We start from the raw sequence: 25,276 nt of genomic DNA, 5'->3' as shown, positions 1-25,276 counted from the left end.
AGATTGGCGGAACACTGCTCTATTCTCATCATCGACGACAACATCGACGATCTCGAGGTCTATCGCCGCATATTGGGGCGCGTTTCCAGCACTGCCTATACCGTCGTGGAGGCGGAGACCGGCGAAGAGGGTCGTGCGCTGAACGGCCGGAAACGGCCGGACTGCATCCTGCTCGACTATTCGCTGCCGGGGCGCGACGGGCTCGGCGTTCTTGCCGATATCCTGGAGGATAATCCCGCCGCCAACGTCATCATGCTGACCGGCCAGGGCAACGAAACCGTGGCCGTCGAGGTGATGAAGAGCGGGGCACGCGACTATCTGACGAAGGATTCGCTTTCGCCCGAGACACTGCATCGCTGCATTCAGAACGCCATCATGCACGGCATGCTGGAAGCAAAGCTGGAGCAGAAACGGCAATCGCTTGAGATTTTCACCCGCGCCATGGCCCATGATTTGAAGGAGCCGCTCCGGACGATCAAATCTTTCAGCCGCATCCTGCACGGTTCTGCAGCGCTTCCGGCCGAAGACCGGGAATTGCTCGATTACGTGCTCAGCGCCGCCGACCATATGGAAGACCTGATCGTCAAGGTCTCGGGCTTCACCAAGCTTGAGGCCTCCGGCGGGCTGGAGCTCAAGCCGGTCTCGCTCTCTGATGTGCTCGGCCAGGTGGAGGACAATCTGCGCCAGCAGACCGAAAGCCGCGGCGCCGTCATCATCCGCGGGGCGCTGCCGGAGGTCATGGGCGACGCGACGCTGCTGACCCAGCTCCTGCAGAACCTGGTGTCGAATGCCATTCGCTATTGCGAGCAGAAGGTTCCGGAGATCAGCATCACAGGCGAAGCGCAGGGCGATACCTGCCGCCTCACCGTGCGTGACAACGGGCCCGGCATCGACCCCGAGCACCGCGAGCTGATCTTCCAGCCGTTCAAGCGTCTCGTCGGGCGCGGCATCGAAGGCACCGGGCTCGGCCTTGCCATCTGCCGCCGCATCGCGCAGATGCATGGCGGCTCGATCTGGTGCGAGGCGGAAAATGGACCCGGCGCCACCTTCATTCTGGAAGTGCCGCTCGCCGAGGCGCGGCCCGCGCCGCCGGCCGCATCGCCCGTCCCGCACAGCGTCAGGCCGGCGGAGCAGCCAGGCGAAGGTCCGGGCAGGCTCGCCGAAGTACTGCTGGTGGAAGACAGCCCGGCCGACATCCAACTTCTGAAGATCAAGCTGATGCGGCGGGAGAAGGTGAGTTTCAACCTGCATGTCGCCACCAACGGACGCGAGGCGATGCGGCTGCTCGAAGAACGCGCCGGCATCGCCGATGTGCCACAGATCGATCTGATGCTGCTCGACATCAACATGCCGATCATGGACGGCTTCGAGGTGCTGCATGCGCTTTCCGTCGATGCCCGCCTCAAGCGAATTCCCGTCTGCATCCTCAGCACATCGAGCGACGAGACCGACATGCGCCGGGCCAAAAATCTCGGCGCACGCGCCTATATGGTCAAGCCGCCGACCCTGCAGCAATTGGAAGAGGCGCTCGAAGATGTCGAACATTTGGAGTTATTGCAGCGCGGCGATTCGCTTGCGCTTTGTGCGGAACAAAATTAAGCAATGGTCATTGGCAACGGTATGACCTTCGCAGCTCTCATACTCGCGCTCCTGACGACGCCGCTTCAATCAGGACTGCTCTCGATGGTATCAGGCATACATCACATTACGGCCATCACCCGAAAGGTGCAGGCAAATGTGGATTTTTACACTGGGTTTCTCGGCATGCGGCTCGTCAAGCAGACCGCCGGTTACGAGGACGCGACGCAACTTCATCTATTCTACGGCGATGCGGCGGGAACGCCGGGATCCCTCCTCACTTTCCTCGCTTGGGAAGATGGCGCGCCCGGCCGGGCCGGCTATGGCCAGATCAGCGAAATTTCGTTGGCGATCGACCCCGCCAGCATCGGCTACTGGCTGACGCGGGCCATGAGCTTCGGTCTGAGATCCGAGGGACCGGCCGACGAATTCGGCGAGCCCGTCCTGCGGCTGAAAGACCCTGACAACATCATCCTCAAGCTCGCAGGTGCAAAGAACCTGACATCGCCGTCCGCCTGGGACGACGCTTCGATCCCGGCCGAGCACACCATACAGCGTGTGCGCGGCGCCACCATGCTGACGGAAAAACCCGCCGAAAGCCGCAACTTCCTCGAGAGCCATTTCGGCTACCGCTTCCAGACCAACCGAGGCACGATCGACAGGCTGGTTTCGGAATCGGGCGACGTCATCGACGTGCGCGATGCACGCGGCTTCTGGTCCGGCGCGCCAGGCACCGGCACGGTCGATCACGTCGCCTTCCGGGCCCCTGATGAGGACGCGCTGCGTTCGGTATCCAAGGCGCTGGAGACGACCGATGCGTCGCCGACCAACATGCACGACCGCAAGTATTTTCGCTCGCTCTATGCCCGCGAGCCTGGCGGCACGTTGGTGGAGCTTGCAACCGACAAGCCCGGCATGACTGTTGACGAAGAGCATGCATCCCTCGGCACCAAGCTCTTCGCGCCGCCGGAAACAATCACCAATCTCGACGACCTGAAGGTGATTCTGCCGCAGTTTTCGATGCCCGGCCAGCCCCGCATCAACTACCGCGAACTGCCGTTCGTCCATCGCTTCTATACGCCGCCGAATCCCGACGGCAGCGTCTTCGTGCTCCTCCACGGCTCGGGCGGCAATGAGACGACGCTAATGCCGCTCCTGAACAAGGCGGCGCCTCGAGCAACCCTGATGGGCGTGCGAGGGCGCGCGACGGAAGAGGGTTTTCCGCGCTGGTACAAGCGCATTACACCCTTCTCCTTCGATCAGAACGACATCAAGACTGAGGCCGAAGCCTTCGCGGCCTTCATCGAAGGCGCTGTCAAATCCTACGGCCTCGATCCCAAGAAGGTGGTCTATGTCGGCTATTCCAACGGCGCCAACCTCTTGAACTCTCTGCTCTACCTGCACCCGAACCTTGTTCACAAGGCGGTGCTGCTGCGCTCCATGCCGGTTCTCAGCGACTATCCGCATGCCGATCTGAAGGGCACCGACCTGCTCGTCATCAGCGGCAAGACGGATGCCTACGGCAAATATGCGAGCGAGCTGGAGGAAAGGCTGAAGAGTTCGGGCGCCACCGTCGATTCCGACGTCATCTCCGGTGGTCATGACCTCGGCGATGCCGATGTACCGATCATCCAGAAGTGGCTGCTGCAGAGGATGGGTGATGATCCACAGCCGCTGGAGCAGCAAGCGGTTAAGCCGGCGCGCGAGACGTCCGGGCAACCATGATGCCGGCGAGCACCACCGCGGCGCCCAGCGCCTGCATCGTCCCGATCGCCTCATTGAGCAGCGCCCAGGCAAGGATTGCCGCAACGACCGGCTGCAGCAGCAGCGTCAGCGATGAAAAGGCCGCCGGCAGATAGGCGAGCGCATAGGTGATCGCCACCTGTCCGCCGGCATGGCTGACAAAGGCGAGGCCGAAGAGGATCGACCAGCCAAAGACGGTCGCGGGCAGCATCTGGCCTTCGAAGAAGACGGCTATCGGAAAGATGCATACGGCTGCCGATGCCGTGCTCCACAGCATGATGCGGATCGTATCGAACCGGCTGCGCAACCTGCCGATCGCCAGGATATAGCAGGCATAGAAGAAGGCGGCGATCATCGCGGCGCCGTCGCCGCTAAGGTCGCCATTGCCGACGGCCGCCGGTCCGCCCTTCAGAATAACCACTCCGGCGAGTGCCAGGACCAGTCCCAAGAGGAAGACGATGCTGGTTCTCGCCCTGAAAAACAGTACGGCGATCAGCGTGACGAAAACAGGCGCGAGATTTGCAAGCAGCGTCGCGTTGGCGACCGAGGTCATGGTGAGCGAAAGATGCCAGGCGGCCAGGTCGAGCGCCAGCATGAGGCCCGGAAGAGTCAGCAGGGCACAATCGGAAATGCTTTGCGGCTTTGGTCCCGCATCCTTCTTCACGAGCGAGACGATGAATATTGGGATCAGCGCAAGCGCCACACGCCAGAAGGCAGTGGCCATCGGCCCGGCCTCGGACAGTCGGACGAAGATCGGCGAGCCGCCGATCGCCGCCCCGCCGAGAACGAGCGCGGCAAGGGCCAGACGATTGGAAGGCGAGGCATTGGAGAGGGTGGAAGCAGTCTGCGACATGATCTGGATATTTCTGATTGCCCGAACGACGACGGCCGGCCATCGACTGCCGAGTGCGTAGCAGAAGTCGACCGCCGGCGACAGTCGAAGAGCGACATCGAAACTGAAAATCAGACGGGCGTGTTCGTCTTGGCCAGCCGCAGCTTTTCGGCGATCTCGCCGGCGATGAAGAACGCATGCTCGGTCACCTGCGGCAGTCCCATCAGCTCGCCGAAGGTGCCGCGCGCCAGCGGGCCGGAGATCAGCAGCGAAGGATCTGCCTTTCCTGACGGGCCGATCGCCTCCGAACGTTCGGTGCAGGCAAGGCCGAGGCCGGTCGGGTCGAGCGACAGGTGGCCGCTTGCCGCGAGTGCGGCGAGCCAGGGCTGGGTTTCGAGAATGCCGCCATGCGCCGGGCCGGTGGTGACGACGACGGCGTCATAGCTTCGCTCTAACGGCTGGCGCTGATGACGCGGCTGCAGTGTGCAAAGAATGAACTCGCCTTCGATGCGCGCATCGGCGACCGAGCCGGCCAAGATATGGAGGCGGCCCGAGGCAATCGCCGCGTCGAGCACGGCGTCGACCTGCGGGGCGATACGGAAACGGTGGACATCCCAATAGGGACGCAGATGGCGGACGAGGCGGCGGCGTTCGGCAACCGGCAGCGCCTGCCAAAGATCGTATCCCTGCGCCCGCACCTGGTCGATCACACCATGCCAGCTTATGCCCTCCACCTTCGCCGCTTTTATCGCGGTGCGGATCCCTGTTAGCAGCAACACGGCGGAATGGGGTGCATCGGAGACGAAATCGCCGAAGAGCTGTTGCGGCACCGGCGCATGCCCACGAGACCGCAGACCGCGGCGCGAGATCGCGGTTACCGGGCCGTCATGCCCGCGCTCGGCAAGCGAGGCAATGACATCCGCGGCCGTCAGGCCGTTGCCAATGACCAGCACCCGGTCATGCCGGCGGATCACGTCGAGCGCGCCCGGCTTGGTGGTATCAGCGACGAAACGGGGATGGGCGGCAAGCCGGCTCTCAAGCCGGCCGGGGGCAGCCGGCGGCGGATGGCTGGTGGCGATCGCGACGATATCGGCCTCCGTCACGCCGCCTCTGTCGTCGAGGATCAACCAGCGGCCGGCACGGCGTTCGACAGCCGTCACTGCAGCGCGGCAATGACGCACGGTACCGTCTTCCAGCAGCGGCTTCAGCAGCGAGGCGACATAATCGCCGAACAGCCGGCGCCGGGGGAAGAGCGAGCCATCGGGCTGCCTGGCCTCGGGGTCGCCGGCGACGGCGTCGCGGGCTTCGATCCAGGCCAAGAATTCACCCAGGTCATCGGGCTGCAGGCTCATCTTGGCGGCTGGAACATTGATGCGGTGGGCCGAATCGGCCGTGTCATAGGCAAGGCCGCGGCCGAGTTCGGCGCGCGGCTCGAAGACCACGATGGCAGGGCGCTCGCCGCAGCTGGCTCTGGCGAGATGATAGGCGACGCCGGCGCCGGAGACACCGCCGCCGATGATGGAGACGAGGGGCTGTTCAGACGTCGGGAGAGGCTTGGGCTGCATGGTGGCCGGGATCATCGCTTTCGATGCCCGAGCATAGAAGCGGGGCAGTGGTCACGCAATCCTCCGCTCTCGATTGTCTATAATTATTATGTAGATTTAGCCTTACCCCGATATCGTCGTCGAGAACTCGGGATTGCCGCGGATGGTGTTGCTCACCGTGCAGATCTCGTCTTCGGCGGCATGGGCGATTTTCTGTCGGGTTTCTTCGTCGATATCGCCCTTGATCGAAAAAACGATATTGAACTTTGAAACGCGCGAAAGGCCTTCCGTCGCCTTCTCGCCGGTGACGTCGGCAGTGATCTCGCTGATCTTATCGAGAGCGCCCATCTGGCTGGCGGCGATGCGGGCGCTGAGCACCAGACAGGCCGAGAGCGAGGAATAGAGCAGATCGAGCGGATTGAAACCCGGCTGCGACGGCGCGGTGACGATATCGATCTCGCCTTTGGTGGCGGAGGTGACGTGCGGAAAACCGGTGCGGCCGAGAACGGCGGTGGCGCCGGTCGGGCGCGGACGTGCCTTGAGATCGGCCATGTTGAAATCCTCTCACGAACATCTTGCAGATGGTGATTTCCGCCTGAGGCGGCAATGGCAAACGCCGCCCATGGGTTTCGGAACCTTTCCATCCGTCATCAGTTGAATACACCTGAACGAAATCAGTGACAAAGGTGGATTGCGATGCCTGACGTCCGCAGCATGGATGACCAACGCCGGCGGATGGATGCCCGCGATCGGCTGATCGTTGCGCTCTATGCGCAGCTGAAGGCCGAGCGGGAAACCCGCGAAACGCTGGAATGGGCGATCCGAAATGGCGCCGTCTCACAGGAGGTGCTGGAAGCCATCGCTGCCGATCCGGTCCCCGTCGTCACCAGCGAGGATATCGCGTCGCTAGAGAAGATCATTGCGCTCGATGAACGGCGCAAACCAAATCGGAACTAGCCGACGACATCATGCACCCTATTTGAGTGAGAAGAGGAGATCCGAAATGGCCGATATCACCTATCAGGTCGTGCCGCATGACAATGGCTGGGCCTATAAGCTCGGCGACACGCTTTCGGAAACCTATGCGACAGCTGATGAAGCGATTGTCCATGCCAAGGACGCCGCATCGCGCCAGAAGATCGGCGATGGCGATGCGCTACTCGCCTATCCCGCGCCCGACGGCCGCGGCTGGGCATTTCAGGAAATCGAAACCGACAAGAGCGGCAGCCGGCTCTGATTTGCTGCGGAGGATGGAATGGCCGCTCGGGCAAGCTGGAAGGGTCATCTGAAGGTGGGCGACCTTGCCTGTGCCGTCGGGCTCTACACCGCCGTTTCCTCCTCCGATCGCGTCTCCTTCAACATCATCAACCGCAGGACCGGCCACCGGGTGGAACGGCAATTCGTCGACAGCGAGACCGGCAAACCGGTCGAGCAGGGCGACCAGGTCAAGGGTTACCAGATGGAGAATGGCGACTACATCGTCATTGAAGGTGACGAGATTGCCGAAATCATGCCGGAAAGCGACAAGATCCTCAATATCAAGGCTTTCATCGCCTATGACGATATCGACAAGCTTTATTTCGACCGCCCTTACTATCTCGCGCCCGTCGACGAACATGACGAGGAGGCGCTGTCGCTGATCGCCAGGGGCATGCGCGACGGCAAGGTCGCGGCTCTGGCCGAAGCCGTGCTTTTCCGGCGCAACCGGACGCTGCTGATCCGTCCGCATGACGACTACATCGTCGCGACGATGCTGAATTTCGACTACGAGGTGCGCTCGGCCGATACGGTTTTCAAGGACATTCCCGACATCAAGTTCGACAAGGAAATGATCGCGCTTGCAGGCCATATCATCGGCACCAAGCAAGGCAGCTTCGAACCGAGCGAATACGAAGATCGCTACGAGGCTGCCCTCGTCGAGCTGGTGAAGGCGAAGATCGGGGGCCGGGCGCCACCGAAGAAGAAACCGGCCCAGGAACGCAAGGTCGTCGACCTGATGGAAGCGCTGCGCCAGAGCGCCAAGATGAGCGGCAAGGGCTCGGCGAAGAAGAAGGCGCCGGCGCGCAGCGACAGCCAGAGGAAGAAGGCGGGCTGAGATGGCTCTCGAAACCTATGAGGCGATGCGCCATTTCAAGCTTATTCCGAACAGCAGCGGCAACAATTTGTCATCCGGAAGCCCGATGCGACCCGGCTGCACTGTGATTTCCGGCTGGAGCTGGATGGGGTGCTGAAGAGCTGGGCGGTGACGAAAGGATCGAGCCTCGACCCGCTCTGATTTGGGTTACGCAACTCCGACCGGAAACCGCCTCGCACTTTCCCGAAATTTCTCTAGCGGGGTTTGCGCCCGCCTTCGGCCGCCAGGCTCTTTTTCAGCGCATCCATGATATTGATGACGTTGCCGGTCGATTTCACCGGTGCAGGTTTTTGCGCGGGCGCCGCCTTCTTCAGGCTCTTCTGCTTGCCGCGGATCATCGACTTCAGGCGTTTCTGGATCGGATCCTGCACCACGGCCGGGCTCCAATTCTTCGTCTCTTCCTTCACCAGTTGCGTCATCAGCGTCAGCAGCTTGCTGTCGATTTCAGTTTTGCTATCGAGTTCGGCCACGGGATCACGCACCTCGTCGCCATAGCGCAGGGTCCAGAGAACGATGCCTTTGCCTAGCGGTTCCAGCAGCACCGCACGTTCGCGGCGATAGAGAACAAGGCGGGCGATGCCGACGACGTCATTTGCCTTCATCGCCTCGCGGATGACGCAGAAGGCTTCCACCCCCACCTTGTCCTCGGGCACCAGAAAATGCGGTTTGTCGTACCAGATCCAATCGATCGAGCCGCGCGGCACGAAACTGTCGATCTCGATGGTGCGGGTGCTTTCGAGCCCGACCTCCTCGATCTCCTCGTCCTCGAGAAGCACATAGTCGTCCTCGCCGCGCGGATAACCCTTTACCTGGTCCCTGTCGGCAACCGGCTTGTGGGTGACGCTGTCGACATAGCGGCTTTCGACGCGATTCTTCGTCTGGCGATTGAGGACGTGGAAACGGACCTTGTTGCTTTCGGTCGTCGCCGGCGTCAGCGAGACGGCGGCGGTGACGAGCGAGAGCTTGAGATAACCTTTCCAGAATGTCTGACGTGCCATGTCTGTCCTGTCTCCCGGACACGGTTGGGCATGGCAATCAACGGCGGGTTCGGCCTTTGGTTCCGGAAGTTGAAGATTTCGTTGATCGGATGCTGTCGGTGCATTTCCCTTTCATGGATCGGCTGCCATGCCCGAGCATTGCGGGCGGAGGGACCAGAGCCACTCTTTCCTTGCCACCGCCATTTTCCTCTTCAATAATGAAAGCCCCAAGACGTCTGGATATCGGTAATCTGAATGTTGCGACTTTTCGTCAACCTCGTCATCGTCCTCGCATGCAATTTCTTTTTCATCGTCGGCAATGCTGGCCCGTCCTTTGCACAGGAATGCCCTGACCCGACAAAAGCGACGAATGCCTCGGCCCAGCAAAAGCAGGCAAGCAAGCGACTTAATCGCGCTCTTCCCAGCTATCGCGCCAGATCGGCCCGATACAACATGGCTCTTGTCGGCGATTCGCTCGTCGAACTCTGGCAGCCCTGGATCAAGGACAGCTTTCCCACCCGCCCGGTGATGAACCTCGCGGTCGCCGGCGACACCACGCAAAATGCATTGTACCGCCTCGAGGGTTTAGACCTTCCGGATTTCCATCCCGCGGACGTCGTCGTGCTTATCGGCACGAACAACCTGGGTGCGAAAACCGCGCCATGCGCAGTGGCAGCTGGTGTCGTGGCTGTTGTCAGCAAGGTTCGCGCTCTTTGGCCGGGCGCCCATGTTTACGCGTTGTCCATACCGCCTCGGGGCAAGCGCTACGCTTTCTACGAGGATGTCCGAATTCCGGCCAACCAACTTGTCGCATCGTCATTGGCTGAAATGCCGGGTGTCACGTTCGTTCAAATGAACGATGATATGTTGCGGTGCGGTAAGCCAAGCGATAAGGATTGTTCCAACTACAAGCCTGACCATCTTCATTTCAATGAAGGGGCATACAAGCTGATCACGAGCTTCCTCGCCGCAGCGGGTCTGCAGCTTTGATTTTTGCCGCTCAGGTGGTTACCAAAACGTAAGGCGGAATGTCATGAGCACCTCATTTGACAGCTACCAACCGATTGGCCTGCAAAGACATAGACCCAGAGCTCGCGCGCAATATCGCATTCGGCGGGAAACCCTCGTTCGGATCGTCCTCTCGGCAATATTTTATATTTCCCTCTGGAGAGCGACCGGCATGTGGTATGGGCTGCCCGCCGACTTCCAGGAGGGTGTCGGCAAAGATCCCATGCCAATGCGACTGTTGCTGATGTCGCTCGTTCCACTCATTGGCCTCTACTGCTTGCTGGAGCCCAGGCGAATCGTTGAATTGCTCCGCAGCGCCTCGCCGCTGGTCGGCATAGTCTGCTTATGCATCTTTCTGTCGATTGCTTTTTCCGTCAGCGTTACAGCCTCGCTCCGGGCGCTCGTCGCCGTCGCATTGCTGACAGCTGGACCCCTTCTTTACAGAGCCCGTTATGGAGCCGTCGACACATTTGAAAGCCTGGCCAAATTTGCCATTGCGACGGCTTTCATCAATATTCTTTACACGGCAGCCTTTCCCCGGTTTGCGGTGATGAGAGGCAGTTATGCCGGGATGGTGAAAGGGGCCTTCTACCACAAAAACATGCTTGGCCAGTTTTCGGCAATAAACTTCATCCTGCTGCTTCCAGCCCTGCCGATGTGGCGTCTGCGCTATTATGATCTCCTGCGATGGGCGGCAATGCTGCTCTACCTCGTGCTCATCGTGCTGGCGAAATCATCAACGGCGATCATCCTGCTTTCGATCGGAATAGCCGTATACCATGGAATGAGCTGGATTCAGCGCTTTCCAGGCCGCATCTTCAGATCCTTCGTCGTTCTTCTTGCATTCGCCCTGCTGGGCTTCGTCGTCTCCGTCGCGTTGATGGGTGTGGCACAGGCGATTGCCGAGTCATTCGGGAAAGACCTTACGCTCAGCGGGCGTACGAATGTCTGGGAACAGTTGCTGCCGCTGATCTACGAGCGGCCGCTTACGGGCTGGGGATTTGCCTTGTTCCGACAGCCCGACATCATGGAGCAATATGTTCGCCTTACGTGGGACGCTCAATCGACCCATAACACCTATATCGAACTTGCGCTGAACATGGGCATACCCGCGACCATAATCTGGACGTCGTTCGTCGTGGTGCGGCTCGTGGCGAAGATGACCTCGTCGCCCCTCAATCAAGCGCTCGCCATCACCAAGAGAAAGGAGGTTGTCATTATCCTCCTGATCTTGATCGGCGCATTCACCGAAGCCGGAATGATGCTGGCCCCCTTCATCTTATGGCCCCACACCGTTATCGCGCTTACGAGCCTTGGCCCGGAATTCCTGTCCCGCTTCCGCAAACCGACCCAGGCAGGCGCGCAACATGCATCAGGCTAAAAAGATGACTTCAAATAATCGTAGACTGGTTGGCCTCGATGGGATTCGTGGCTTGGCGGCTATTTGTGTGGCAGTGCATCACACCGAAGGTTTTATCGGATTTGATGCAGCACCTGCTGCCTACCTCGCCGTCGACCTGTTTTTTTGTCTCAGCGGCTTCGTGATCGGCCACGCCTATGAGAGGAAACTCATTCAAGAGTCTTCGCTCTCTGCCAATGATTTCGCCATCAAGCGTCTCATCCGCCTGTATCCCCTCTATCTGCTCGGTTTGTTGCTCGGCGTGCTTGCATATGCAGGCATGTCGCTCAGCAGAAATCAGCAAATGGATCCGATGCTGTTTGCCACCTCGTTGATTGCCTCGATGTTCTTCCTGCCGGCGATCGGTGGGACATCACTGAAGGCGCCGAATCTGTTCCCTTTCAACGGTCCGTCATGGTCTCTATTCCTGGAGATCGTGATCAACCTGGCCTATGGCTATACGGCGAGATTGCTGTCCAACGGTGTGCTCGCTGTCATCCTGCTTGCGTCATGGGTTTGGTTGGCGGCGCAAACGCTGGCCCATGGAAGCGCCGACTTGATCCCGCTCGACGGCGCCTTGCTCTCCGGATTTCCCCGCGTTCTCTTTTCTTTCAGCCTCGGCATCTTGATGTACCGCTACCGTCAGCGGCTTTCCCCTTCGGGCATCGGAAAAGCAGCCGCAGTGACAACAATCGTCGTCGCGACTGCTCTTCTCGTTTTCCAGGCGCCAGCCGCCTGGGTTGGCATAAAGGACCTGATTGTCATCACTGCTTTATTTCCTCTCGCCGTGCTTGTCCTTTACACAGCCAACTTCGATGGCGTGCTGCGGCAGCCCCTTCTTATTGCGGGAGAGGCGTCCTACGCGCTCTATGCAATTCATGTTCCTCTGCTGGGATTGCTGTTGGGAGCCTGGAAAGCCGCTGGCCTGGGACAACCGCCGGCCTGGGCGATATTTGCCATTGTTCTTCCGCTGATCGTCGTATTGGCCATTGTCGTCACCCGCCTCTACGATGAACCGGTTCGCAAAGCGCTCAGCGCAGGAAAGGCCATGAGGCTTCGCTGGCGTCGATCCTGATTTTGGCGCGATGCGAGGATTGAGAGAGTTGGAGCGCCTTTTGTGCGTCCGAAAGGACGCACAGCGCTCTAATCGTCGTGCAGCCAAGCGATACGCCGATTAAATCGAGAGATAGCGCTTGCGCCAAGGCAGCATGTGTTCCTGCCATGTGCGCGGCGTGAAATCGTCATAGGCAGTCTCAGCGATCGCCAGCATCCAGTTCTGCGCCTTGCGGGCCAGCAGGACGCATGACAATTCCATGCCGGGCTCAACCGCGATCGAGGGCCGGTTGGCGCCTGGGATATCGATGCCCTTGTTACGCCACTGGATGCGGATTTCGTCGGGCTCGGATGTCCATTCGCCGGAGGCAACGGAAGCGTTGCCGTCAGGCTTGAAGCGAAGCGGCGGCGGGGTGACATTCAGAAAGCTGCCATCGTTGCGATAGTTGCCATCGATATCACCCGCAGTCGCTTTGCCGTTTCCCTTGAGAACGATGTCCTGTTCGCACCGCAGAAATATGTTGCGCCGGAAGCTGCCGGACCACCGACGGTTGGCGAAGAACGCGATGTCGCATTGGCTAATGACGTTGTCGTGAATATCGATGTCTTTGCGAAATGCCAGCTCCTGATCCGAAAAGCCGCTCAGGCTGACGCCACGGTTGGTGTTCTCGATCCAGTTGTCATAAATGTGATGGCCGGAGTGGTCGGCCTTGTCGCCGACGCCGTAGCCGAAGGAATAGTCATTCATCCTGCCATCGCGCATGATGTTGCTGCGCACCACGGCGTCATCGCCGATCGACGAAAAGGAGAAATTCTTGCCGCCGATGAAATTGTACTCGACCAGGTATTTTCGCGTTTTGTCGCAGACCAGCGCGCCCTTGTTCGATGCGCTCGCCGGCGACTGCAGGAAGAGGTTGCCGCGGATCACGATATCGGAGCTGATATTGTCGTCGCTGTTTTGATAGGCGAACTGGCAGCAGTCTGCTCCCTCGCCCGGGGCCGCGCCGATGCGATTATTCTCCAGCAACACGTGCGTCGTCTTCGTCAGGTAGATGCCGTCGCCGTTCACATTCTCCGTTTCACAGCGCCTGACGGTGAGATTATTGCCATTGTGAAATTTGAAGCCTCGGGGAGAATTCTTGACGATAACGTCTTCGATCACCGTATCGGAAAACACCTGATAGGCGACGCCGACATCGGGCGCACCATCGATGACCTGTCCGCGTGTAGACGCGCCGTGAACTTTCTTTCGCAGGATGGCGGTCATTACATTTCCTTCGATACCGGTGCCGCGGGGAATTAAGCAGAGGGCATGTGGCGGATGTTTGAATATTTGGAAATTCAGCTTGTAAACCGCCCATCTTTCAAAAACGACAGAGTCTGGCTCCACATCATCTTGTTGACGGGCAAGAAAGTGTGGTTTGCCGGAATGACGATATGCGCTGCCGCGCCGTCGAGGCGCGTGCTCTCCACCGAAACCTTTCCATCATTCGGAACCCTGACGCCAATGATAAGCGAAGAGACCGGGTCGATGGTCCGATTCCCGGCAATGATGCCAAGTTCATAATCCACAGTGCCGAACAGCTCTGTCATGGCGGTTTGATCGGTAATCAGCTGCTGCCCCGCCGGTCCATAGTACTTTCTGTATAGTGGCCAGTTCTTGAGGAAATCGGCAATCTGACTGCCGTTGTTCGGCGTTCCGACCATGACCACTCTGCCCAAATTGGCTGGGCGATAACGCGTGAGAAAAGCACGGATGATCAGCCCACCCATCGAATAACCGACGAAATGGACCCGGCCGTCGCCTGCCTCCATCGCAGCGCCATCGATCTCTGGTCGGATGGTGTCGACGAGGTCGCTGATCGAAAACTTGGTGGAGGGGTAACCGACATTCACAACCCGATAACCGTGGCCGGACAGGAAGCCGGCGAGCCTCGCCATGCTTTTCTTCGTCCGGGCAATGCCGTGAAACAGGAGGACAGTGTCGTTCATCATGGTCCGCTCAACGGGCTGCTATCGATCGGGCTCTATCCTGTAGCTCTCAAGCTGAAGCTTGTCACGAACGGCAGACGTTCTCAAATAGCGGCGCGCTTGATGCGGCGTGCCGCTAGTGATCTAGTGGATGATGAAATGAAGGTGAACTTCAGCAGCCCGTCTCATGAATGTTCGACCGCTCCTGTGCTAGCGTCTTTTGCGCGTTTGAAAAGACGCGCGGCGCTGTAGAGAAAGAAATGCGAGCACGTGACGACCAGCATCCGACATATCGCTAAACTTGCAGGAACGTCAGTCTCTTCGGTCTCGCGCGTGCTCAACAACAGCGGTTATGCCTCGCCTGAGCTCAGGGAGCGGGTCGAGGCGGCTATCCGAACGCTGAACTACACGCCCAGCAAGGGTGCCCGTATGCTGCGCGGTGCACCAAGCCGGATGATCGGGCTGATGCTGCCGTCGATCGAGGTGCCTTTCTTCGGCATCCTCGCCCATGCGATCGAACAGGAACTGTTCCAGCACGGCTATCAGACGCTGATCTGCAGCACGGCGGAAAATATGGACCACGAGGTGCGCTACATCTCCATGCTGCTCGCCCAGCGCGTCGATGGCGTCATCGTGGCGAGCGCCTTCGGCAGCATCGAGCATTTCGGGGTGCTGCGGGACGCTGGCATTCCGATCATTGCCATTGACCGCGAGCTGAGCGGCATCGCCGACGACGCTGTGATGGCCGATCACGAGGAAGGCGGGCGGCTGATGGCGCGCCATCTGATCGACCTCGGCCACCGGGCGATCGCCATTGTCGGCGCGCCGGCCCACAGCCAGCCGATCCAGCTTCGCCTTCAAGGCATCACGGCCGAGATGGCGAAAGACGCCATCGCGCCTGCCATCGTGGCGATGGCCGAAGAGCACAGTTTTGCAGAGACCTACCGCCTGGCGCGGGAATTGCTGGCGTCTCGACCTGAGGTCACCGCGATCATCGGCACGACCGACGTTTCGGCGATTGCCGCAATCCATGCCATCCAGGATCGCGGATTTTCCGTTCCGGGCGACTATTCGGTCGTCGGCTTCGACGATCTGCCGGAGGCAGCCTATGTCTTTCCACGGCTGACCACGGTCGCGCAGCCGATCCGCGATGTCGGACAGCAGGCAGCACGGCTGTTGGAAGCGCTGATCGAGGAGCACCCAACAGGAGACGAATCTCGGCAAGGCGCGATCGTAAAAGTGCCGGTCACGCTGATCGAGCGCGATTCCACCGGCCCCGTCCGCAGCTGAGCAGGTGGTGTGGCCTGACAGCCAGCTAGGCGCACGCAAAGCTAGGGCCGGACGATGACCTTGATCTCGCCTGGCAACGGCGTGTTGCCCACCACGTCGGCGACCTCCTCGAGACCGATGGTTTTGGTGACCAATGCGTCCAGTTCCAACGCCCCGCTCGCGACCATCGCCGCAGCCCGCGAATGGGTGAAGGGGTTGAGGTAGGCCGGCCTGATATCGACTTCGTTTACCAGCAGGTCGAAGGGCAGAACCGGCACCTCGACACCCGCCGGCGTCACCCCAAAAAGCACGAAGGTACCACCGCGCCGCGCCATTTTCAGACCGGTTTGCAGCGTGTCGCTGACGCCGGCGCACTCGATGACTACGTCGGCGCCGCCTTTGGTGACCTCTCGAACGGAAGCGATTGTTTCTGAGGCCGGGTCGAAGGCGTGCGTCGCCCCCAGGCGCAGAGCGGTTTGGCGTCTCGATTGCTGCCGCGTGATCAAAATGATCTCGCCTGCCCCAGCCAGGCGGGCCAGTTGCACCATGAGCAGGCCGATCACGCCCCCGCCGAGGATCGCGACGCTGTCGCCGGGACGAATCCTTGCCTTGTCGATGGCGTGGATACAGCAGGCCAGCGGTTCACTGAAGGCGCCGTGAACGGGGTCGAGGTCAGCCGGCAGTATGAAGGCTTGCGCGTGCGGCACCGCCACATATTCGGCAAAGCCGCCATCCCGTGTCACGCCGATGGCGGTCAAGCTCTCGCACAAGTTCGGCCGCGCCTGCGCGCAGGCCCGACAGGTGCCGCAGGAGATATTCGGGTCGACCGTCACAAGCTCACCGCCGGTAAAGCGGGTGACGGTATCGCCGATCGCTTCGACTATGCCGCAGAATTCGTGGCCCAGCGTCACGGGGATCGCTGTCGGATATTCGCCCTTGTACATGTGGCGATCGGACCCGCAGATGCCGGCCACTGCAACCCGGACAAGCAGCTCGCCCGGCCCGGCAACCGGCTTCTCGACGCTGCGCATGGTCAAAGACCCGATCGTCTCCAAACGTACAGCCCTCATTCCACTCCTCCAGACCTCAAGTTCGATTGCCTATCGTGCTGATGAAGCCGCCTTGCGGGATTATACGCCCGCGACGCGGCCCAAACGCTCAGCTCATGACATTGCCGCCATCGACATTGTAGCACTGCGCTACGATATATGCTGCATCAGGCCCGGCCAGGAAGGCCGCCATGGCAGCTTGCTCTTGGGGGGCGCCAAATCGTCCGGCGGGAACGGCGGCCGCCACGCGGCGCTTGACGTCACCGGGTTTCAAACCTTCCCGGCTCCCGAGTTTTGCATCGACGACGTCCCACATCGGCGTATCGACGACGCCGGGAGCGATGGCGTTGACGTTGATGCCGTAACGGATCAGCTCCAGAGCGCAGCTTTGCGTGATGCTGATGACGGCCGCCTTGGAAGCGCAGTAAGCCACAGCCGGTCCTTCGCCCCGACGCCCCGCCTGGGACGAGAAGTTGATGATGCGTCCACCTTCCCCTCTCTCCACCATGTGCCGGGCAACGGCCTGCGTCATGAAGATCAGGCCTTCGATATTGACCTGAAATACCCTAGCGGTTCGTTCCCGGGATATTTCCAGGATGGACTCGACCTCGTAAATGCCTGCGGCGTTGACCAGGATGTCGATCTGACCGGCGGTGGCGATAGTGAAGCGTACAGCTTCTTCGATGCTGTCCTGGCTGGTCACGTCAAGCGCCACATCCCAGGCATCAAGGCCGATCGCTTCCGCCACCCGCGCGCATCGTTCACCGTCGAGGTCCGCCACGACAACCCTCGCGCCTTCGGCGGCGAAGCGTTCGCATACTGCCTTGCCGATGCCGCTCGCTCCCCCGTGACCAATGCCACCTTGCCGGAGAGCCGCGCCGTTTCCGCATATGTCATCGCACTGGCTCCCCGGTCGCGTCTGAATCGGCAAAGGTGCCGTGCGCGGCTGCCATAATGAATAGCTTCATGTTTGCTCCTCCCCTTTTGACTGAACGATGATCGGAGCCGCCCTCCTGAGGCGACGCCAATGGGCTAAGCGGATTGCGGGTTCGTCTCCTTCGCCTCGCGAAGAAGAATAGACATGTCGGGGATACCATCGGTGGCCGTCGCACCCTTAAGGCAGCGCCCAGCTGCGGCATGGGCGACGGCGCAGATATGCTCGACAGGCCAATTCTCATGCAGGCCATAGAGCACGGCGGCGCAGAAAGCGTCCCCTGCGCCGACGGTACTGACGATGTCGTCGGGATCGACAGGTCGTGAGCGCGTGATGATCGGGGAAGCGCCAGGCGCAAACCAGAAGCAGGTTTCCGGTGCGTGGATGATCGCGCCCTTGGTGACGCCTGCGGCAAGCAGGCGCTCGCCCGCTTCCAGAAGCCCCGCCTCGATCAAGTCTCCCTTCTCATCGCGAACGATCACGCCGGTTGCCCGACCCGCCTCCATCTCGTTGATGATCAGATAATCACAGAAGGGCAGAGCGACGCCGACCTTGGCCGCAAATTCCGGGTCTTCGCTCGATACGAAATCCACGCAGGTCGTAAGCCCGGCGCGGCGCGCCGCTTCCAGCAGGCGCGACGCTCCCGAACGACCGTCGGGACCTATTCGGTCGAGACCCGGCAACAGCATGAGATAACCGAGATAGAACAGCCGATAGCCGGCCTTGGCGAAGGCTGCTGGTGAGACAAGCTCATCCGTGACGGCATCGTTGGCGCCGCCATGATAGAAGAAGGTCCGGTTCTGGCCGGGCACATTCATGACATGCGTATGCGCCGTCACCCGGTCGGCAAGCGCCGTCAGCCCACCGACATCGACGCCGGCAAGTGCAAGGCGGGCCTTGACGATTTCTCCGTCCTGATCGGCGCCGATGCATCCCGCCGCCGCCAGCTTTCCCGGAAATCCAAGCGAGGCCAGATCGGTGACGACATTGGCCGCCCCGCCCCCCACGCCGAGATCCTGGTGCAGGATATGGGCGAGATTGCCCTGTTCGGGCCAATAGGACAGGGTGTGGACGCGATCGACGATGAAGTTTCCCGCGCAAACGATGCCGCCCTGCTTCTGACTGTCGCGATCGCAAACCTCCTCCCCGGCTCGCATCAGCTGACTCCTTCGTTCCACAAGGGTCTCAGCGGCGGCTCGTCTTCCTCGATCGCGGCAAAGCGCCCGATCGGCTTCAGAAAGAAATTATCGCTGTTGTCGTCGTTGACCTGGCTGACCTCGCCGACAAGGACAGGTCCGCCCGCTTTACTGCCGTAAAAGCGATGGTAAAGCCCGGTGCGGATCGTCACGCTCTGGCCGGGCTGGAGAATCAGCGGTTCCCATGCCGCGAGCCGGTGCGGCAGCCCGTCTACCGGAACCGTCACATCATCCTTCAGCACATTGCCATCGGCATCGGTTGCGGCGAATTCGATGACGAGATCGCCGCCGGCGCGATTGATGATGTCTTCCATCTTCGCGGCATGACGGTGCGTCGGCGTGACCTGCCCTTCGCCAACGAAGAGCAACTTTTCGGCATAGGTCCGTTCACCGAAGACCTCAACGATGCCATTGCGCAGGCAGAACAGCACGAGACCGCATTCGGCAAACCGGTTCGAGCCGAAATCGGTGACATCCCAACCCAGCTGATGGGCGCGCAAATAGGCTGATGCCTCGGGATGAGCGGCAAAATCCGCCGCCGTCCAGGAGCCCCATGCCGGCAGGGACCAATGCCAGCGCTCGAGGGTCTCGGTTGCCCGCAGCAACGCGGCGTTGATCTCGGAGCGCTGCATCAGGCTGACGCCCCGTCATAGGCGACCGGTACCACGACGTCCTCGCGACCGGATTTGAGGGCTGCCGTCAGGACCGCATGATGCGCCTGCGCCTCGGCCGGCGTCGCGCAGCCGAAACCGTTGGCATTTCCGCCGGCAAGCTCATCGACGAAGGCCGCCCACATCTGCTGTATGGCGTCGGCAAAACCGAATTCGAAGATCTTGCCTGTGATGGCTGAAAACAGCGAGCCATAGCCGAGATCCTCGGTGCTCCAGGCCTGGGCACCGCCATTATAATCCATCCACTGCCACTGGCGCGGCGACTTCGTGCTGAAGAATGCGCTCTTCTTCATGCCGAGAACGCGGATGTACCAGGTGTTGGATTCGCCGGGCGCGATGCGCCAGGTTTTCAGCACCATCGGGAAATCCTGATCCCCGGCGCGCACGCGGCTGCTGATCGTGGCATTGTCCCAGGTCGTGCAGGGCAACATGCCGCCCTTGCCGTCAGGACGTTCGGTGACCTTCTTGATCAATTGCGCGTGCAGGGTGGTCGGGCGCCAGCCGAGACGCAGCGGCACGTGCAGCACATGCATGCCGAGATCACCCATGCAACCGTAGTCGCCATTGATATCGGCCATGCGCTTCCAGTTGATCGGCTTCTGCCGGTCGATATCCGAAGAGTGCAGGAAACCCGCCTCGACTTCGATTATATCCCCCATCTCGCCGCTTTTTGCGAGCGCGATGACCTTCTGTGCGCCGGGGAAGAAAGGCATTTCCGACGAACAGCGGACCAGGAGTTCGGGATGCTCGGCGAGAACCGCCATGATTTCGCGGTTCTGAGCGGCGTCCATGCCGAAGGGCTTTTCCCCGAGAAGATGCTTTCCGGCCTTCAGGATGTCGATGTAGAATTGCTGGTGCAGCACATGCGGGACAGCGCAATAGACCGCATCGACCTCGGGATTGGCCAGAAGCTCCTGATAGTCGGCGGTGAACTGGCGAACAGTCGGCACATGATCCCTGAACCAGTCGAGCAGCGTCGCGTTGGTATCACAGACGGCGACGATTTCGGGTCGCGCCTTCACATCGGCCAGATGCAGCCAGCGCGCCGCAGCACTCGCGAACTCGCGCCCCATAAGACCGCAGCCGATGACGCCGAAGCGGAATATTTTCGTCATGACATCTCCTCCCAGACGCGCGTCAGCCAATATGCAACAAGGCTTGCTCGACGGAAGCCTTGTCATGGACGATCGCCATCAAGGCCCGCGTCATGCCGCCGGGATTTTGATGCTGGATGACGTTGCGGCCATAGACGATGCCACGGGCGCCCTGCTCCATCAACTGCTTGGTGCGGATCAGGATTTCCTGATCCGAAACGCGGCCGCCGCCGCGCACGAGCACCGGCAGGCCCTGGGCGATTTCGACCACACGGTGATACTCCTCGACATTGTCGCAGGGGTCGGCCTTGATGATATCGGCGCCGAGTTCGGCCGCCTGGCGCACAAGCGGCAGGATCTTGTCGATCGCGCCATCGACCATGTAGGCGCCCTTGGAATTGTCCTGCATGACAAGCGGCTCGACCATCAGCGGCATGCCGTAGATCTCGCATTCGCGCTTCAGGCTGTTCACGTTACGCACGCAGGCGCGGTAGACTTCCGGCTGGTCCGGCAGCATCAAAAGATTGACGACGACACAGGCTGCATCCAACGCAACGCCCTGTTCCACCGCCCTGTCGATCATCTCGGAAAACAGCTGAGACGGCAGAGGATTGCCATAGATGTTGGCGATGTCGGTGCGCAGCACCAGTGCCGGACGATGCTTGCCGGGGATCGCCTGCAGAAGGGGTGCCGTCCCCGGCGGGAGCTGAATGGCATCCGGCGCCGCGTCCGCGATCACCTCGATCGCCGTCTTCATGTTCTCGATGCCGGCGAGGAAGGTCCGTTCGTTGAACATGCCGTGATCGATAGCAACGTCAAAACAATTCCCAGACACGCCGAAAAGTCGGTTCAACCGCGCGGATTTCATCAGCTTCCTCCCAATATGGCAACGTTTCCACATCTGGATAAACGCCGCTGGAATGCGAGTCAAGATTATGTGGTAACGTTTCCATACTGGTTTCCGTGTGTGAACGAGGCGCTACACGCGCCTCATTCCGGAAGGACTACCAGCAGGTGAACCCTGCATCGACGTTGACGATCGCCCCAGTCATGAGGCTGGCCGCGTCCGACGCAAGGAAGAGAACGGCGCTTGCAACCTCCTCCGGCGTACCCATCCTCCCCATCGGCGTGTCGGCGAGCCAGAGCGGAATACGCTCGCGATTGGCTTCGACGGCCACCACCATCGGTGTCTCGATGTAGGTGGGCGCGACGGCGTTTACCCTGATGCCGTGGTGCGCCCACTCGGCGGCCAACGAACGTGTGAGGTGATGGACTGCCGCCTTGGAGACGTTATAGGCCGTCTGAGGCTGAGGCCGATTGCAGATGTGACCCGACATCGAGCCGAGGTTGACGATGGCGCCGCGTTTCATCGAAATCATCGGACGACCGAAGGCGCGCGAGCACCAGAAGACGCCGTTGAGATTGACGTCCATCATGCGCAGCCAATCCGCGTCGGTGAGAGCCTCCGCCGGGATGCCGCTCTGGCCAATTCCGGCATTGTTCACCAGGATCGTCGCCGGCCGGCCGTCATCGGCAAGCTCAGCCGCGATTGCGTCCATTCGGGCCGCATCGGCGACGTCGCCCACCCGGAGTTCGATGTCGTAGCCTCTGTCGCGCAGCGCAAGCGCTTGCTCAGCGTCGGCCTCGCTGCGTTCGATGACGACGACGGCGGCGCCCGCCTCCGCCAGCGCCTCGGTGCAGCAGAGCCCGATCGCACGCCCTCCGCCCGTGACCACCGCCCGTTCGCCGTCGAGGCGAAATTTCTGCTGGTAGCTCATCTCACGTCTCCTCAAATGTCAAAGGCGCTTGGAAGCACCACGATATCGCGGATGGTGACGTTGCGCGGCCGGGTCAGCATGAAGATGATCGCATCGGCGACTTCCTTCGGCTCGATCAAGGCTCCGGCCTCCTTCGCCTTGCGAAGGTTTTCCTCCGGCCAATCCGCAAGCAAAGCACTGATCACCGGTCCTGGAGAAACCGACCCCACGCGAATGCCACTTTTCAGAAGCTGGCGTCGCATCGTCTGGACGAAGCATGTCATCGCCCATTTCGATGACGAATAGACAGGCTCCCATGGAATCGCCGAGTGTCCGGCGACGGAACTCGTGACGACAATGTCGCCGGTGCCGCGTTCGATCATGTGCGGAATGACGTTTCGAACGTTCTTGATGACGACATTGACGTTGAGATTGAGCATCCGATCGATGGTATCGAGATCGGTCTCCATCAGGTCGCCGCCGATATAGGTGCCCGCATTGGCATGCAGGATATCGAGTTTGCCCGTCTTCGACAGGACGCCCTCGAGCAATCCCGCGCATTGGTGCGAATCCAGCAAGTTGATCACGAGCGGAATAGCGCGCTCGCCAAGCCGGGCACAAACCGCCTCAAGGGCCTTCTCATCGCGGTCGACGAGGACGACCGTCGCGCCAGCGGCGAGCATTGCCTCCGTCGAAGCGAGCCCTATTCCGGACGCTGCGCCCGTGACCGCCGCGACCTTCCCATTCAATTCCGTCATCGATTGTTCCTCCTGTCTTGATCCTGATTGTCAATTCTTCCCGACGCCGCAAGCGGCATGATAGTCCGAGAGGCTCTTCGTCACTCTCCAGATTAGAACCTGTTCCGGATCGAGCGGCGCATCTGCGAAGTCCTGTGCGGCCGGCATGTGCTGCCACAGCAATGGCAGCGGTACGATTTGCCCTCGAATGGCCTCGCACAGCTGCCGGACGGCATATTGTGCTTCAGTCGACGCCCAATAATAGCGGATGCGGTCGGACAGCGAATAGTGCCGCAACCAGCGCATCTCGGCGTCTGTGCCATGGTAGTGGCGGCTCCAGTCGCCCGGCTGATCAAGCATCAGCGCTTCCATCGCCGCATACAGCGGACGCTGGCCGTAATCGGGCAAGAGGTCCGAAGCGATCGCATCCAGCGCGTAGAGCGCCTCGCGCAGGACGAAGGTCAGCTCGGGACCGACCTTCAGAATGGGAAAGCCGTCCTGCACCAGCGCGGTCAACGGCCGGGTCCCCTGATAATCCGTCGAGTGCGCCTCGAAGACGAATTGCGGTTCGTCGGTGAGCACCGATTTCAGCGCGTCTATCTTGCTGCGGTCGTACTGGATGACATTCTGATTGCCGAACTCGACGCCCGGCTGAACGACCAGCCCGATGGCCCGTTCAAATGCTTGGCCGAGTCCGGCCTCCGCAAAGATCCGGCGGTGGACTTCGATCGTCTCCAACGCCGCCGCGGCGGCCGTCGGTTCGATGGTTGTCAGGGCGTGGTCGGCTCCGCCCGGCGGCGGCACTTCGGTGCCGATGACGTAAACCGGCATTGCGCCGCCGCTCTTCTTCGCCGACGCCTCAGCGACCGCCGCAAGCCGGGCGGCGCGATGGGCGGTGGTTTCGTCGTCGAGCGCCACCGGCTCGCCCTTGCAGCCCATCGAGGCGTCGAGGTGAATCTTGCGAAACCCGGCCTCGACATAGGCGGCAACCATCTTCTCCGCCTCGGCCATGGCCTCTTCTGCCGAGCGGTCGCGCCAGGGATTGGGGCCGAGGTGATCGCCACCGAGAACGATCAGATTTTCGGGGCACCCCTCCTCGACTGCTATTTTGCCGACGAGGGATGCGAAGTCACTTGGCGTCATTCCGGTGTAGCCGCCGAGGTGATTGACCTGGTTGCAAGTCGCTTCGATCAGGACGGTGCTCTCGTGTTGCCGCCCGTGTCGGAGTGCTGCTCGAAGCACGATGGGATGGGCCGAGCATACGGAGGTCACGCCTCTCGGGTGGCCTTCGATCCTCAGCCTGGCCAGTTCGTTGAGATGCACCTGCATCACGGGCGCCTTTCCGTTGAAGCGATAAACGCATCGAGTTCTTGCTGAGTGCCGGCGCCTTCCATCGGACCCAGGACCGTCACGTTGCGGGCGCCGGCGGCCGAGGCATAGGTCAGAGCTTGCTGCGGAGACATTCCGAGCCGCCGGCAGGTGAGATAGGCACCGCCGAAGCAGTCGCCGGCGCCGGTCGGGTCGACCTCTTGAACGACAAATGCCGGAGCGTCGATGCGGTCTCCGTCCCTGCCGAAATAGGTCGCGCCTTCGGCGCCGCGCTTCAGCACGATCTCCTTGACGCCGATCTCGAACAAGCGGCGGATCGCCTCTGCCTCGCCTTCGACACCTGCGGCACGCTCAAGCTCCTCTCCGGATGGCAGAAGCAGATCGGCGGCAGCGACAAGCTTGGAAAAGCGGCGCTCGGTATCCTCATCCAGCTTCAATTCCTTGCGAATGTTCGGATCCACCGAGAGCGTTCCCCCGCGTGCCTTGACGATGTCGACCGCCTTGTCGATCACCTCGCGCGCACTGGGGACAGATAGAGCCGAGCCCATAACGTGAAGATGGCCGCTCCGATTGATGAGATCACCGACCGTTTGAGACCAGCCGAAGCGTGCGGCTGCTGATTTGGCGATGTTATAGACGAAATCCCGGGAGCCATCCTTGCGGTAGCGGACAAAAGCGCTGCCTGTGGGATAGTCCGGATCGATCGAGATCGTCGAAACATCGACGCCGTCGCGTTCGAGGCGATCGGTATTGACACGCCCGAAATCGTCATCGCCGACGGCGCCGACCATTGCGGCCTTGCCGCCGAGGCGCCCGCATTGCGAGATGAAGATCGCCGGCGCTCCGCTCGCGAACGGACCGACAAGCGGCTGGGCTTCAAGAAAACCGTCTCCGACCGTCGTGGCGACGATCTCGACGAGGATCTCCCCCACGCAAACGGTAGGACCAAGCGGGTCCGGAGCCAGTACTGAAGTCATTTGCAATCCTGCTTTCGATCGTTC

At 60.9% G+C, this 25,276-nt stretch carries 24 protein-coding genes and 2 pseudogenes; 10 read left to right on the top strand and 16 right to left on the bottom strand.

Going from position 1 to position 25,276, the window contains the following annotated elements; all coding sequences use genetic code 11:
* The first annotated feature begins 3 nt into the window (after nucleotides 1-3).
* On the top strand, nucleotides 4-1,599 hold the full coding sequence (locus BA011_RS23300; RefSeq protein WP_065282183.1) for a response regulator: 1,596 nt from the start codon (nucleotides 4-6) through the stop codon (nucleotides 1,597-1,599).
* Between the two features lie 21 nt (nucleotides 1,600-1,620).
* The gene (locus BA011_RS23295) at nucleotides 1,621-3,303 is read left to right on the top strand and encodes a VOC family protein (RefSeq protein WP_237352522.1); all 1,683 of its coding nucleotides are present in this window, start codon (nucleotides 1,621-1,623) and stop codon (nucleotides 3,301-3,303) included.
* Here BA011_RS23295 and BA011_RS23290 read toward each other — a convergent pair.
* The 3 genes from BA011_RS23290 to BA011_RS23280 form a co-directional block, all read right to left on the bottom strand.
* Nucleotides 3,269-4,174 (bottom strand): DMT family transporter, encoded by a 906-nt coding sequence (locus tag BA011_RS23290; RefSeq protein ID WP_065282182.1) that lies wholly within the window; start codon nucleotides 4,172-4,174, stop codon nucleotides 3,269-3,271. The two genes, BA011_RS23295 and BA011_RS23290, sit on opposite strands and share 35 nt — an antisense overlap.
* Before the next feature lie 110 nt (nucleotides 4,175-4,284).
* On the bottom strand, nucleotides 4,285-5,733 hold the full coding sequence (locus BA011_RS23285) for an FAD/NAD(P)-binding protein (RefSeq protein ID WP_186806480.1): 1,449 nt from the start codon (nucleotides 5,731-5,733) through the stop codon (nucleotides 4,285-4,287).
* Between the two features lie 87 nt (nucleotides 5,734-5,820).
* The gene (locus BA011_RS23280) at nucleotides 5,821-6,249 is read right to left on the bottom strand and encodes an OsmC family protein (protein ID WP_065282181.1); all 429 of its coding nucleotides are present in this window, start codon (nucleotides 6,247-6,249) and stop codon (nucleotides 5,821-5,823) included.
* A gap of 144 nt (nucleotides 6,250-6,393) precedes the next feature.
* Between BA011_RS23280 and BA011_RS23275 the strand changes: the two genes are divergently transcribed.
* The 4 genes and pseudogenes from BA011_RS23275 to BA011_RS46345 form a co-directional block, all read left to right on the top strand.
* A complete protein-coding gene (locus BA011_RS23275; protein ID WP_065282180.1) occupies nucleotides 6,394-6,654 on the top strand; it encodes a hypothetical protein in 261 nt (86 codons plus the stop codon).
* A gap of 46 nt (nucleotides 6,655-6,700) precedes the next feature.
* Entirely contained in the window at nucleotides 6,701-6,934 is a 234-nt protein-coding gene (locus tag BA011_RS23270; RefSeq protein WP_065282179.1) for a DUF2188 domain-containing protein, read from the top strand.
* An 18-nt stretch (nucleotides 6,935-6,952) separates the two neighbouring features.
* The gene (locus BA011_RS23265) at nucleotides 6,953-7,792 is read left to right on the top strand and encodes a Ku protein (protein WP_065282178.1); all 840 of its coding nucleotides are present in this window, start codon (nucleotides 6,953-6,955) and stop codon (nucleotides 7,790-7,792) included.
* Between the two features lie 57 nt (nucleotides 7,793-7,849).
* Nucleotides 7,850-7,966: pseudogene (locus BA011_RS46345) on the top strand (DNA polymerase ligase N-terminal domain-containing protein); the annotation flags it as partial.
* A 59-nt stretch (nucleotides 7,967-8,025) separates the two neighbouring features.
* Here the strand turns inward: BA011_RS46345 and BA011_RS23260 are convergent.
* Nucleotides 8,026-8,829 carry a Ku protein gene (locus BA011_RS23260; RefSeq protein WP_065282177.1) on the bottom strand — a complete coding sequence of 268 codons (804 nt, stop codon included), beginning with the start codon at nucleotides 8,827-8,829 and terminating at the stop codon, nucleotides 8,026-8,028.
* 234 nt (nucleotides 8,830-9,063) lie between these two features.
* Here BA011_RS23260 and BA011_RS23255 point away from each other — a divergent pair, with 234 nt between their 5' ends.
* Genes BA011_RS23255 through BA011_RS23245 form a run of 3 tightly spaced genes read left to right on the top strand, consistent with a single transcriptional unit; the run spans nucleotide 9,064 to nucleotide 12,290 of the window.
* Nucleotides 9,064-9,798, top strand: a complete 735-nt coding sequence (locus BA011_RS23255) for an SGNH/GDSL hydrolase family protein (protein WP_065282176.1) — start codon at nucleotides 9,064-9,066, stop codon at nucleotides 9,796-9,798.
* A gap of 43 nt (nucleotides 9,799-9,841) precedes the next feature.
* The gene (locus tag BA011_RS23250) at nucleotides 9,842-11,197 is read left to right on the top strand and encodes an O-antigen ligase family protein (RefSeq protein WP_065282175.1); all 1,356 of its coding nucleotides are present in this window, start codon (nucleotides 9,842-9,844) and stop codon (nucleotides 11,195-11,197) included.
* Nucleotides 11,184-12,290 carry an acyltransferase family protein gene (locus tag BA011_RS23245; RefSeq protein WP_151343519.1) on the top strand — a complete coding sequence of 369 codons (1,107 nt, stop codon included), beginning with the start codon at nucleotides 11,184-11,186 and terminating at the stop codon, nucleotides 12,288-12,290. The genes BA011_RS23250 and BA011_RS23245 overlap by 14 nt, the downstream gene beginning before the upstream one ends.
* 99 nt (nucleotides 12,291-12,389) lie before the next feature.
* On the opposite strand, the gene BA011_RS23240 is transcribed toward BA011_RS23245, so the two are convergent.
* Both BA011_RS23240 and BA011_RS23235 read right to left on the bottom strand, forming a co-directional pair.
* On the bottom strand, nucleotides 12,390-13,535 hold the full coding sequence (locus BA011_RS23240; RefSeq protein ID WP_065282173.1) for a right-handed parallel beta-helix repeat-containing protein: 1,146 nt from the start codon (nucleotides 13,533-13,535) through the stop codon (nucleotides 12,390-12,392).
* A 74-nt stretch (nucleotides 13,536-13,609) separates the two neighbouring features.
* Complete coding sequence (locus BA011_RS23235) at nucleotides 13,610-14,260, bottom strand: esterase/lipase family protein (protein ID WP_065282640.1); 651 nt, start codon at nucleotides 14,258-14,260, stop codon at nucleotides 13,610-13,612.
* 249 nt (nucleotides 14,261-14,509) lie between these two features.
* Between BA011_RS23235 and BA011_RS23230 the strand changes: the two genes are divergently transcribed.
* Nucleotides 14,510-15,529, top strand: coding sequence for a LacI family DNA-binding transcriptional regulator (locus tag BA011_RS23230; RefSeq protein WP_065282172.1), 1,020 nt, complete (start codon nucleotides 14,510-14,512; stop codon nucleotides 15,527-15,529).
* A gap of 41 nt (nucleotides 15,530-15,570) precedes the next feature.
* On the opposite strand, the gene BA011_RS23225 is transcribed toward BA011_RS23230, so the two are convergent.
* The 10 genes and pseudogenes from BA011_RS23225 to BA011_RS23180 form a co-directional block, all read right to left on the bottom strand.
* The gene (locus tag BA011_RS23225) at nucleotides 15,571-16,578 is read right to left on the bottom strand and encodes a zinc-dependent alcohol dehydrogenase family protein (protein WP_065282171.1); all 1,008 of its coding nucleotides are present in this window, start codon (nucleotides 16,576-16,578) and stop codon (nucleotides 15,571-15,573) included.
* Nucleotides 16,579-16,666: 88 nt separating this feature from the next.
* Nucleotides 16,667-17,454 (bottom strand): annotated as a pseudogene (locus tag BA011_RS23220) (L-iditol 2-dehydrogenase).
* A gap of 135 nt (nucleotides 17,455-17,589) precedes the next feature.
* Nucleotides 17,590-18,648 carry a carbohydrate kinase family protein gene (locus tag BA011_RS23215; protein WP_065282170.1) on the bottom strand — a complete coding sequence of 353 codons (1,059 nt, stop codon included), beginning with the start codon at nucleotides 18,646-18,648 and terminating at the stop codon, nucleotides 17,590-17,592.
* Complete coding sequence (locus tag BA011_RS23210; protein ID WP_065282169.1) at nucleotides 18,648-19,319, bottom strand: D-lyxose/D-mannose family sugar isomerase; 672 nt, start codon at nucleotides 19,317-19,319, stop codon at nucleotides 18,648-18,650. Before BA011_RS23210 ends, BA011_RS23215 begins: the two co-directional genes overlap by 1 nt.
* Nucleotides 19,319-20,473 (bottom strand): Gfo/Idh/MocA family protein, encoded by a 1,155-nt coding sequence (locus BA011_RS23205; RefSeq protein ID WP_065282168.1) that lies wholly within the window; start codon nucleotides 20,471-20,473, stop codon nucleotides 19,319-19,321. Before BA011_RS23205 ends, BA011_RS23210 begins: the two co-directional genes overlap by 1 nt.
* Before the next feature lie 22 nt (nucleotides 20,474-20,495).
* Nucleotides 20,496-21,320, bottom strand: coding sequence for a class I fructose-bisphosphate aldolase (locus BA011_RS23200; protein ID WP_065282167.1), 825 nt, complete (start codon nucleotides 21,318-21,320; stop codon nucleotides 20,496-20,498).
* Between the two features lie 136 nt (nucleotides 21,321-21,456).
* The gene (locus BA011_RS23195; RefSeq protein ID WP_065282166.1) at nucleotides 21,457-22,230 is read right to left on the bottom strand and encodes an SDR family NAD(P)-dependent oxidoreductase; all 774 of its coding nucleotides are present in this window, start codon (nucleotides 22,228-22,230) and stop codon (nucleotides 21,457-21,459) included.
* An 11-nt stretch (nucleotides 22,231-22,241) separates the two neighbouring features.
* Entirely contained in the window at nucleotides 22,242-22,967 is a 726-nt protein-coding gene (locus tag BA011_RS23190) for an SDR family oxidoreductase (RefSeq protein ID WP_065282165.1), read from the bottom strand.
* A gap of 30 nt (nucleotides 22,968-22,997) precedes the next feature.
* A complete protein-coding gene (locus BA011_RS23185) occupies nucleotides 22,998-24,275 on the bottom strand; it encodes a D-tagatose-bisphosphate aldolase, class II, non-catalytic subunit (protein WP_065282164.1) in 1,278 nt (425 codons plus the stop codon).
* On the bottom strand, nucleotides 24,275-25,252 hold the full coding sequence (locus BA011_RS23180) for a sugar kinase (protein WP_065282163.1): 978 nt from the start codon (nucleotides 25,250-25,252) through the stop codon (nucleotides 24,275-24,277). Before BA011_RS23180 ends, BA011_RS23185 begins: the two co-directional genes overlap by 1 nt.
* Nucleotides 25,253-25,276 lie beyond the last annotated feature (24 nt).

It is taken from the genome of Rhizobium leguminosarum (genome assembly GCF_001679785.1).
Taxonomy (GTDB): domain Bacteria; phylum Pseudomonadota; class Alphaproteobacteria; order Rhizobiales; family Rhizobiaceae; genus Rhizobium; species Rhizobium leguminosarum_R.
The sequence above is the reverse complement of the archived record's forward strand: the minus strand, read 5'-3'. Positions and strand labels throughout refer to the sequence as shown.

Bases quoted from the DNA above. Each gene is read 5' to 3' on its own strand.
- BA011_RS23275 (WP_065282180.1), top strand. From the start codon at position 6,394: ATGCCTGACGTCCGCAGCATGGATGACCAACGCCGGCGGATGGATGCC.
- BA011_RS23280 (WP_065282181.1), bottom strand. From the start codon at position 6,249: ATGGCCGATCTCAAGGCACGTCCGCGCCCGACCGGCGCCACCGCCGTT.
- BA011_RS23195 (WP_065282166.1), bottom strand. From the start codon at position 22,230: ATGAGCTACCAGCAGAAATTTCGCCTCGACGGCGAACGGGCGGTGGTC.
- BA011_RS23235 (WP_065282640.1), bottom strand. From the start codon at position 14,260: ATGAACGACACTGTCCTCCTGTTTCACGGCATTGCCCGGACGAAGAAA.
- BA011_RS23255 (WP_065282176.1), top strand. From the start codon at position 9,064: ATGTTGCGACTTTTCGTCAACCTCGTCATCGTCCTCGCATGCAATTTC.
- BA011_RS23290 (WP_065282182.1), bottom strand. From the start codon at position 4,174: ATGTCGCAGACTGCTTCCACCCTCTCCAATGCCTCGCCTTCCAATCGT.
- BA011_RS23240 (WP_065282173.1), bottom strand. From the start codon at position 13,535: ATGACCGCCATCCTGCGAAAGAAAGTTCACGGCGCGTCTACACGCGGA.
- BA011_RS23270 (WP_065282179.1), top strand. From the start codon at position 6,701: ATGGCCGATATCACCTATCAGGTCGTGCCGCATGACAATGGCTGGGCC.
- BA011_RS23180 (WP_065282163.1), bottom strand. From the start codon at position 25,252: ATGACTTCAGTACTGGCTCCGGACCCGCTTGGTCCTACCGTTTGCGTG.
- BA011_RS23260 (WP_065282177.1), bottom strand. From the start codon at position 8,829: ATGGCACGTCAGACATTCTGGAAAGGTTATCTCAAGCTCTCGCTCGTC.
- BA011_RS23200 (WP_065282167.1), bottom strand. From the start codon at position 21,320: ATGAAATCCGCGCGGTTGAACCGACTTTTCGGCGTGTCTGGGAATTGT.
- BA011_RS23215 (WP_065282170.1), bottom strand. From the start codon at position 18,648: ATGCGAGCCGGGGAGGAGGTTTGCGATCGCGACAGTCAGAAGCAGGGC.
- BA011_RS23210 (WP_065282169.1), bottom strand. From the start codon at position 19,319: ATGCAGCGCTCCGAGATCAACGCCGCGTTGCTGCGGGCAACCGAGACC.
- BA011_RS23185 (WP_065282164.1), bottom strand. From the start codon at position 24,275: ATGCAGGTGCATCTCAACGAACTGGCCAGGCTGAGGATCGAAGGCCAC.
- BA011_RS23250 (WP_065282175.1), top strand. From the start codon at position 9,842: ATGAGCACCTCATTTGACAGCTACCAACCGATTGGCCTGCAAAGACAT.
- BA011_RS23225 (WP_065282171.1), bottom strand. From the start codon at position 16,578: ATGAGGGCTGTACGTTTGGAGACGATCGGGTCTTTGACCATGCGCAGC.
- BA011_RS23285 (WP_186806480.1), bottom strand. From the start codon at position 5,733: ATGATCCCGGCCACCATGCAGCCCAAGCCTCTCCCGACGTCTGAACAG.
- BA011_RS23295 (WP_237352522.1), top strand. From the start codon at position 1,621: ATGACCTTCGCAGCTCTCATACTCGCGCTCCTGACGACGCCGCTTCAA.
- BA011_RS23190 (WP_065282165.1), bottom strand. From the start codon at position 22,967: ATGACGGAATTGAATGGGAAGGTCGCGGCGGTCACGGGCGCAGCGTCC.
- BA011_RS23205 (WP_065282168.1), bottom strand. From the start codon at position 20,473: ATGACGAAAATATTCCGCTTCGGCGTCATCGGCTGCGGTCTTATGGGG.
- BA011_RS23265 (WP_065282178.1), top strand. From the start codon at position 6,953: ATGGCCGCTCGGGCAAGCTGGAAGGGTCATCTGAAGGTGGGCGACCTT.
- BA011_RS23245 (WP_151343519.1), top strand. From the start codon at position 11,184: ATGCATCAGGCTAAAAAGATGACTTCAAATAATCGTAGACTGGTTGGC.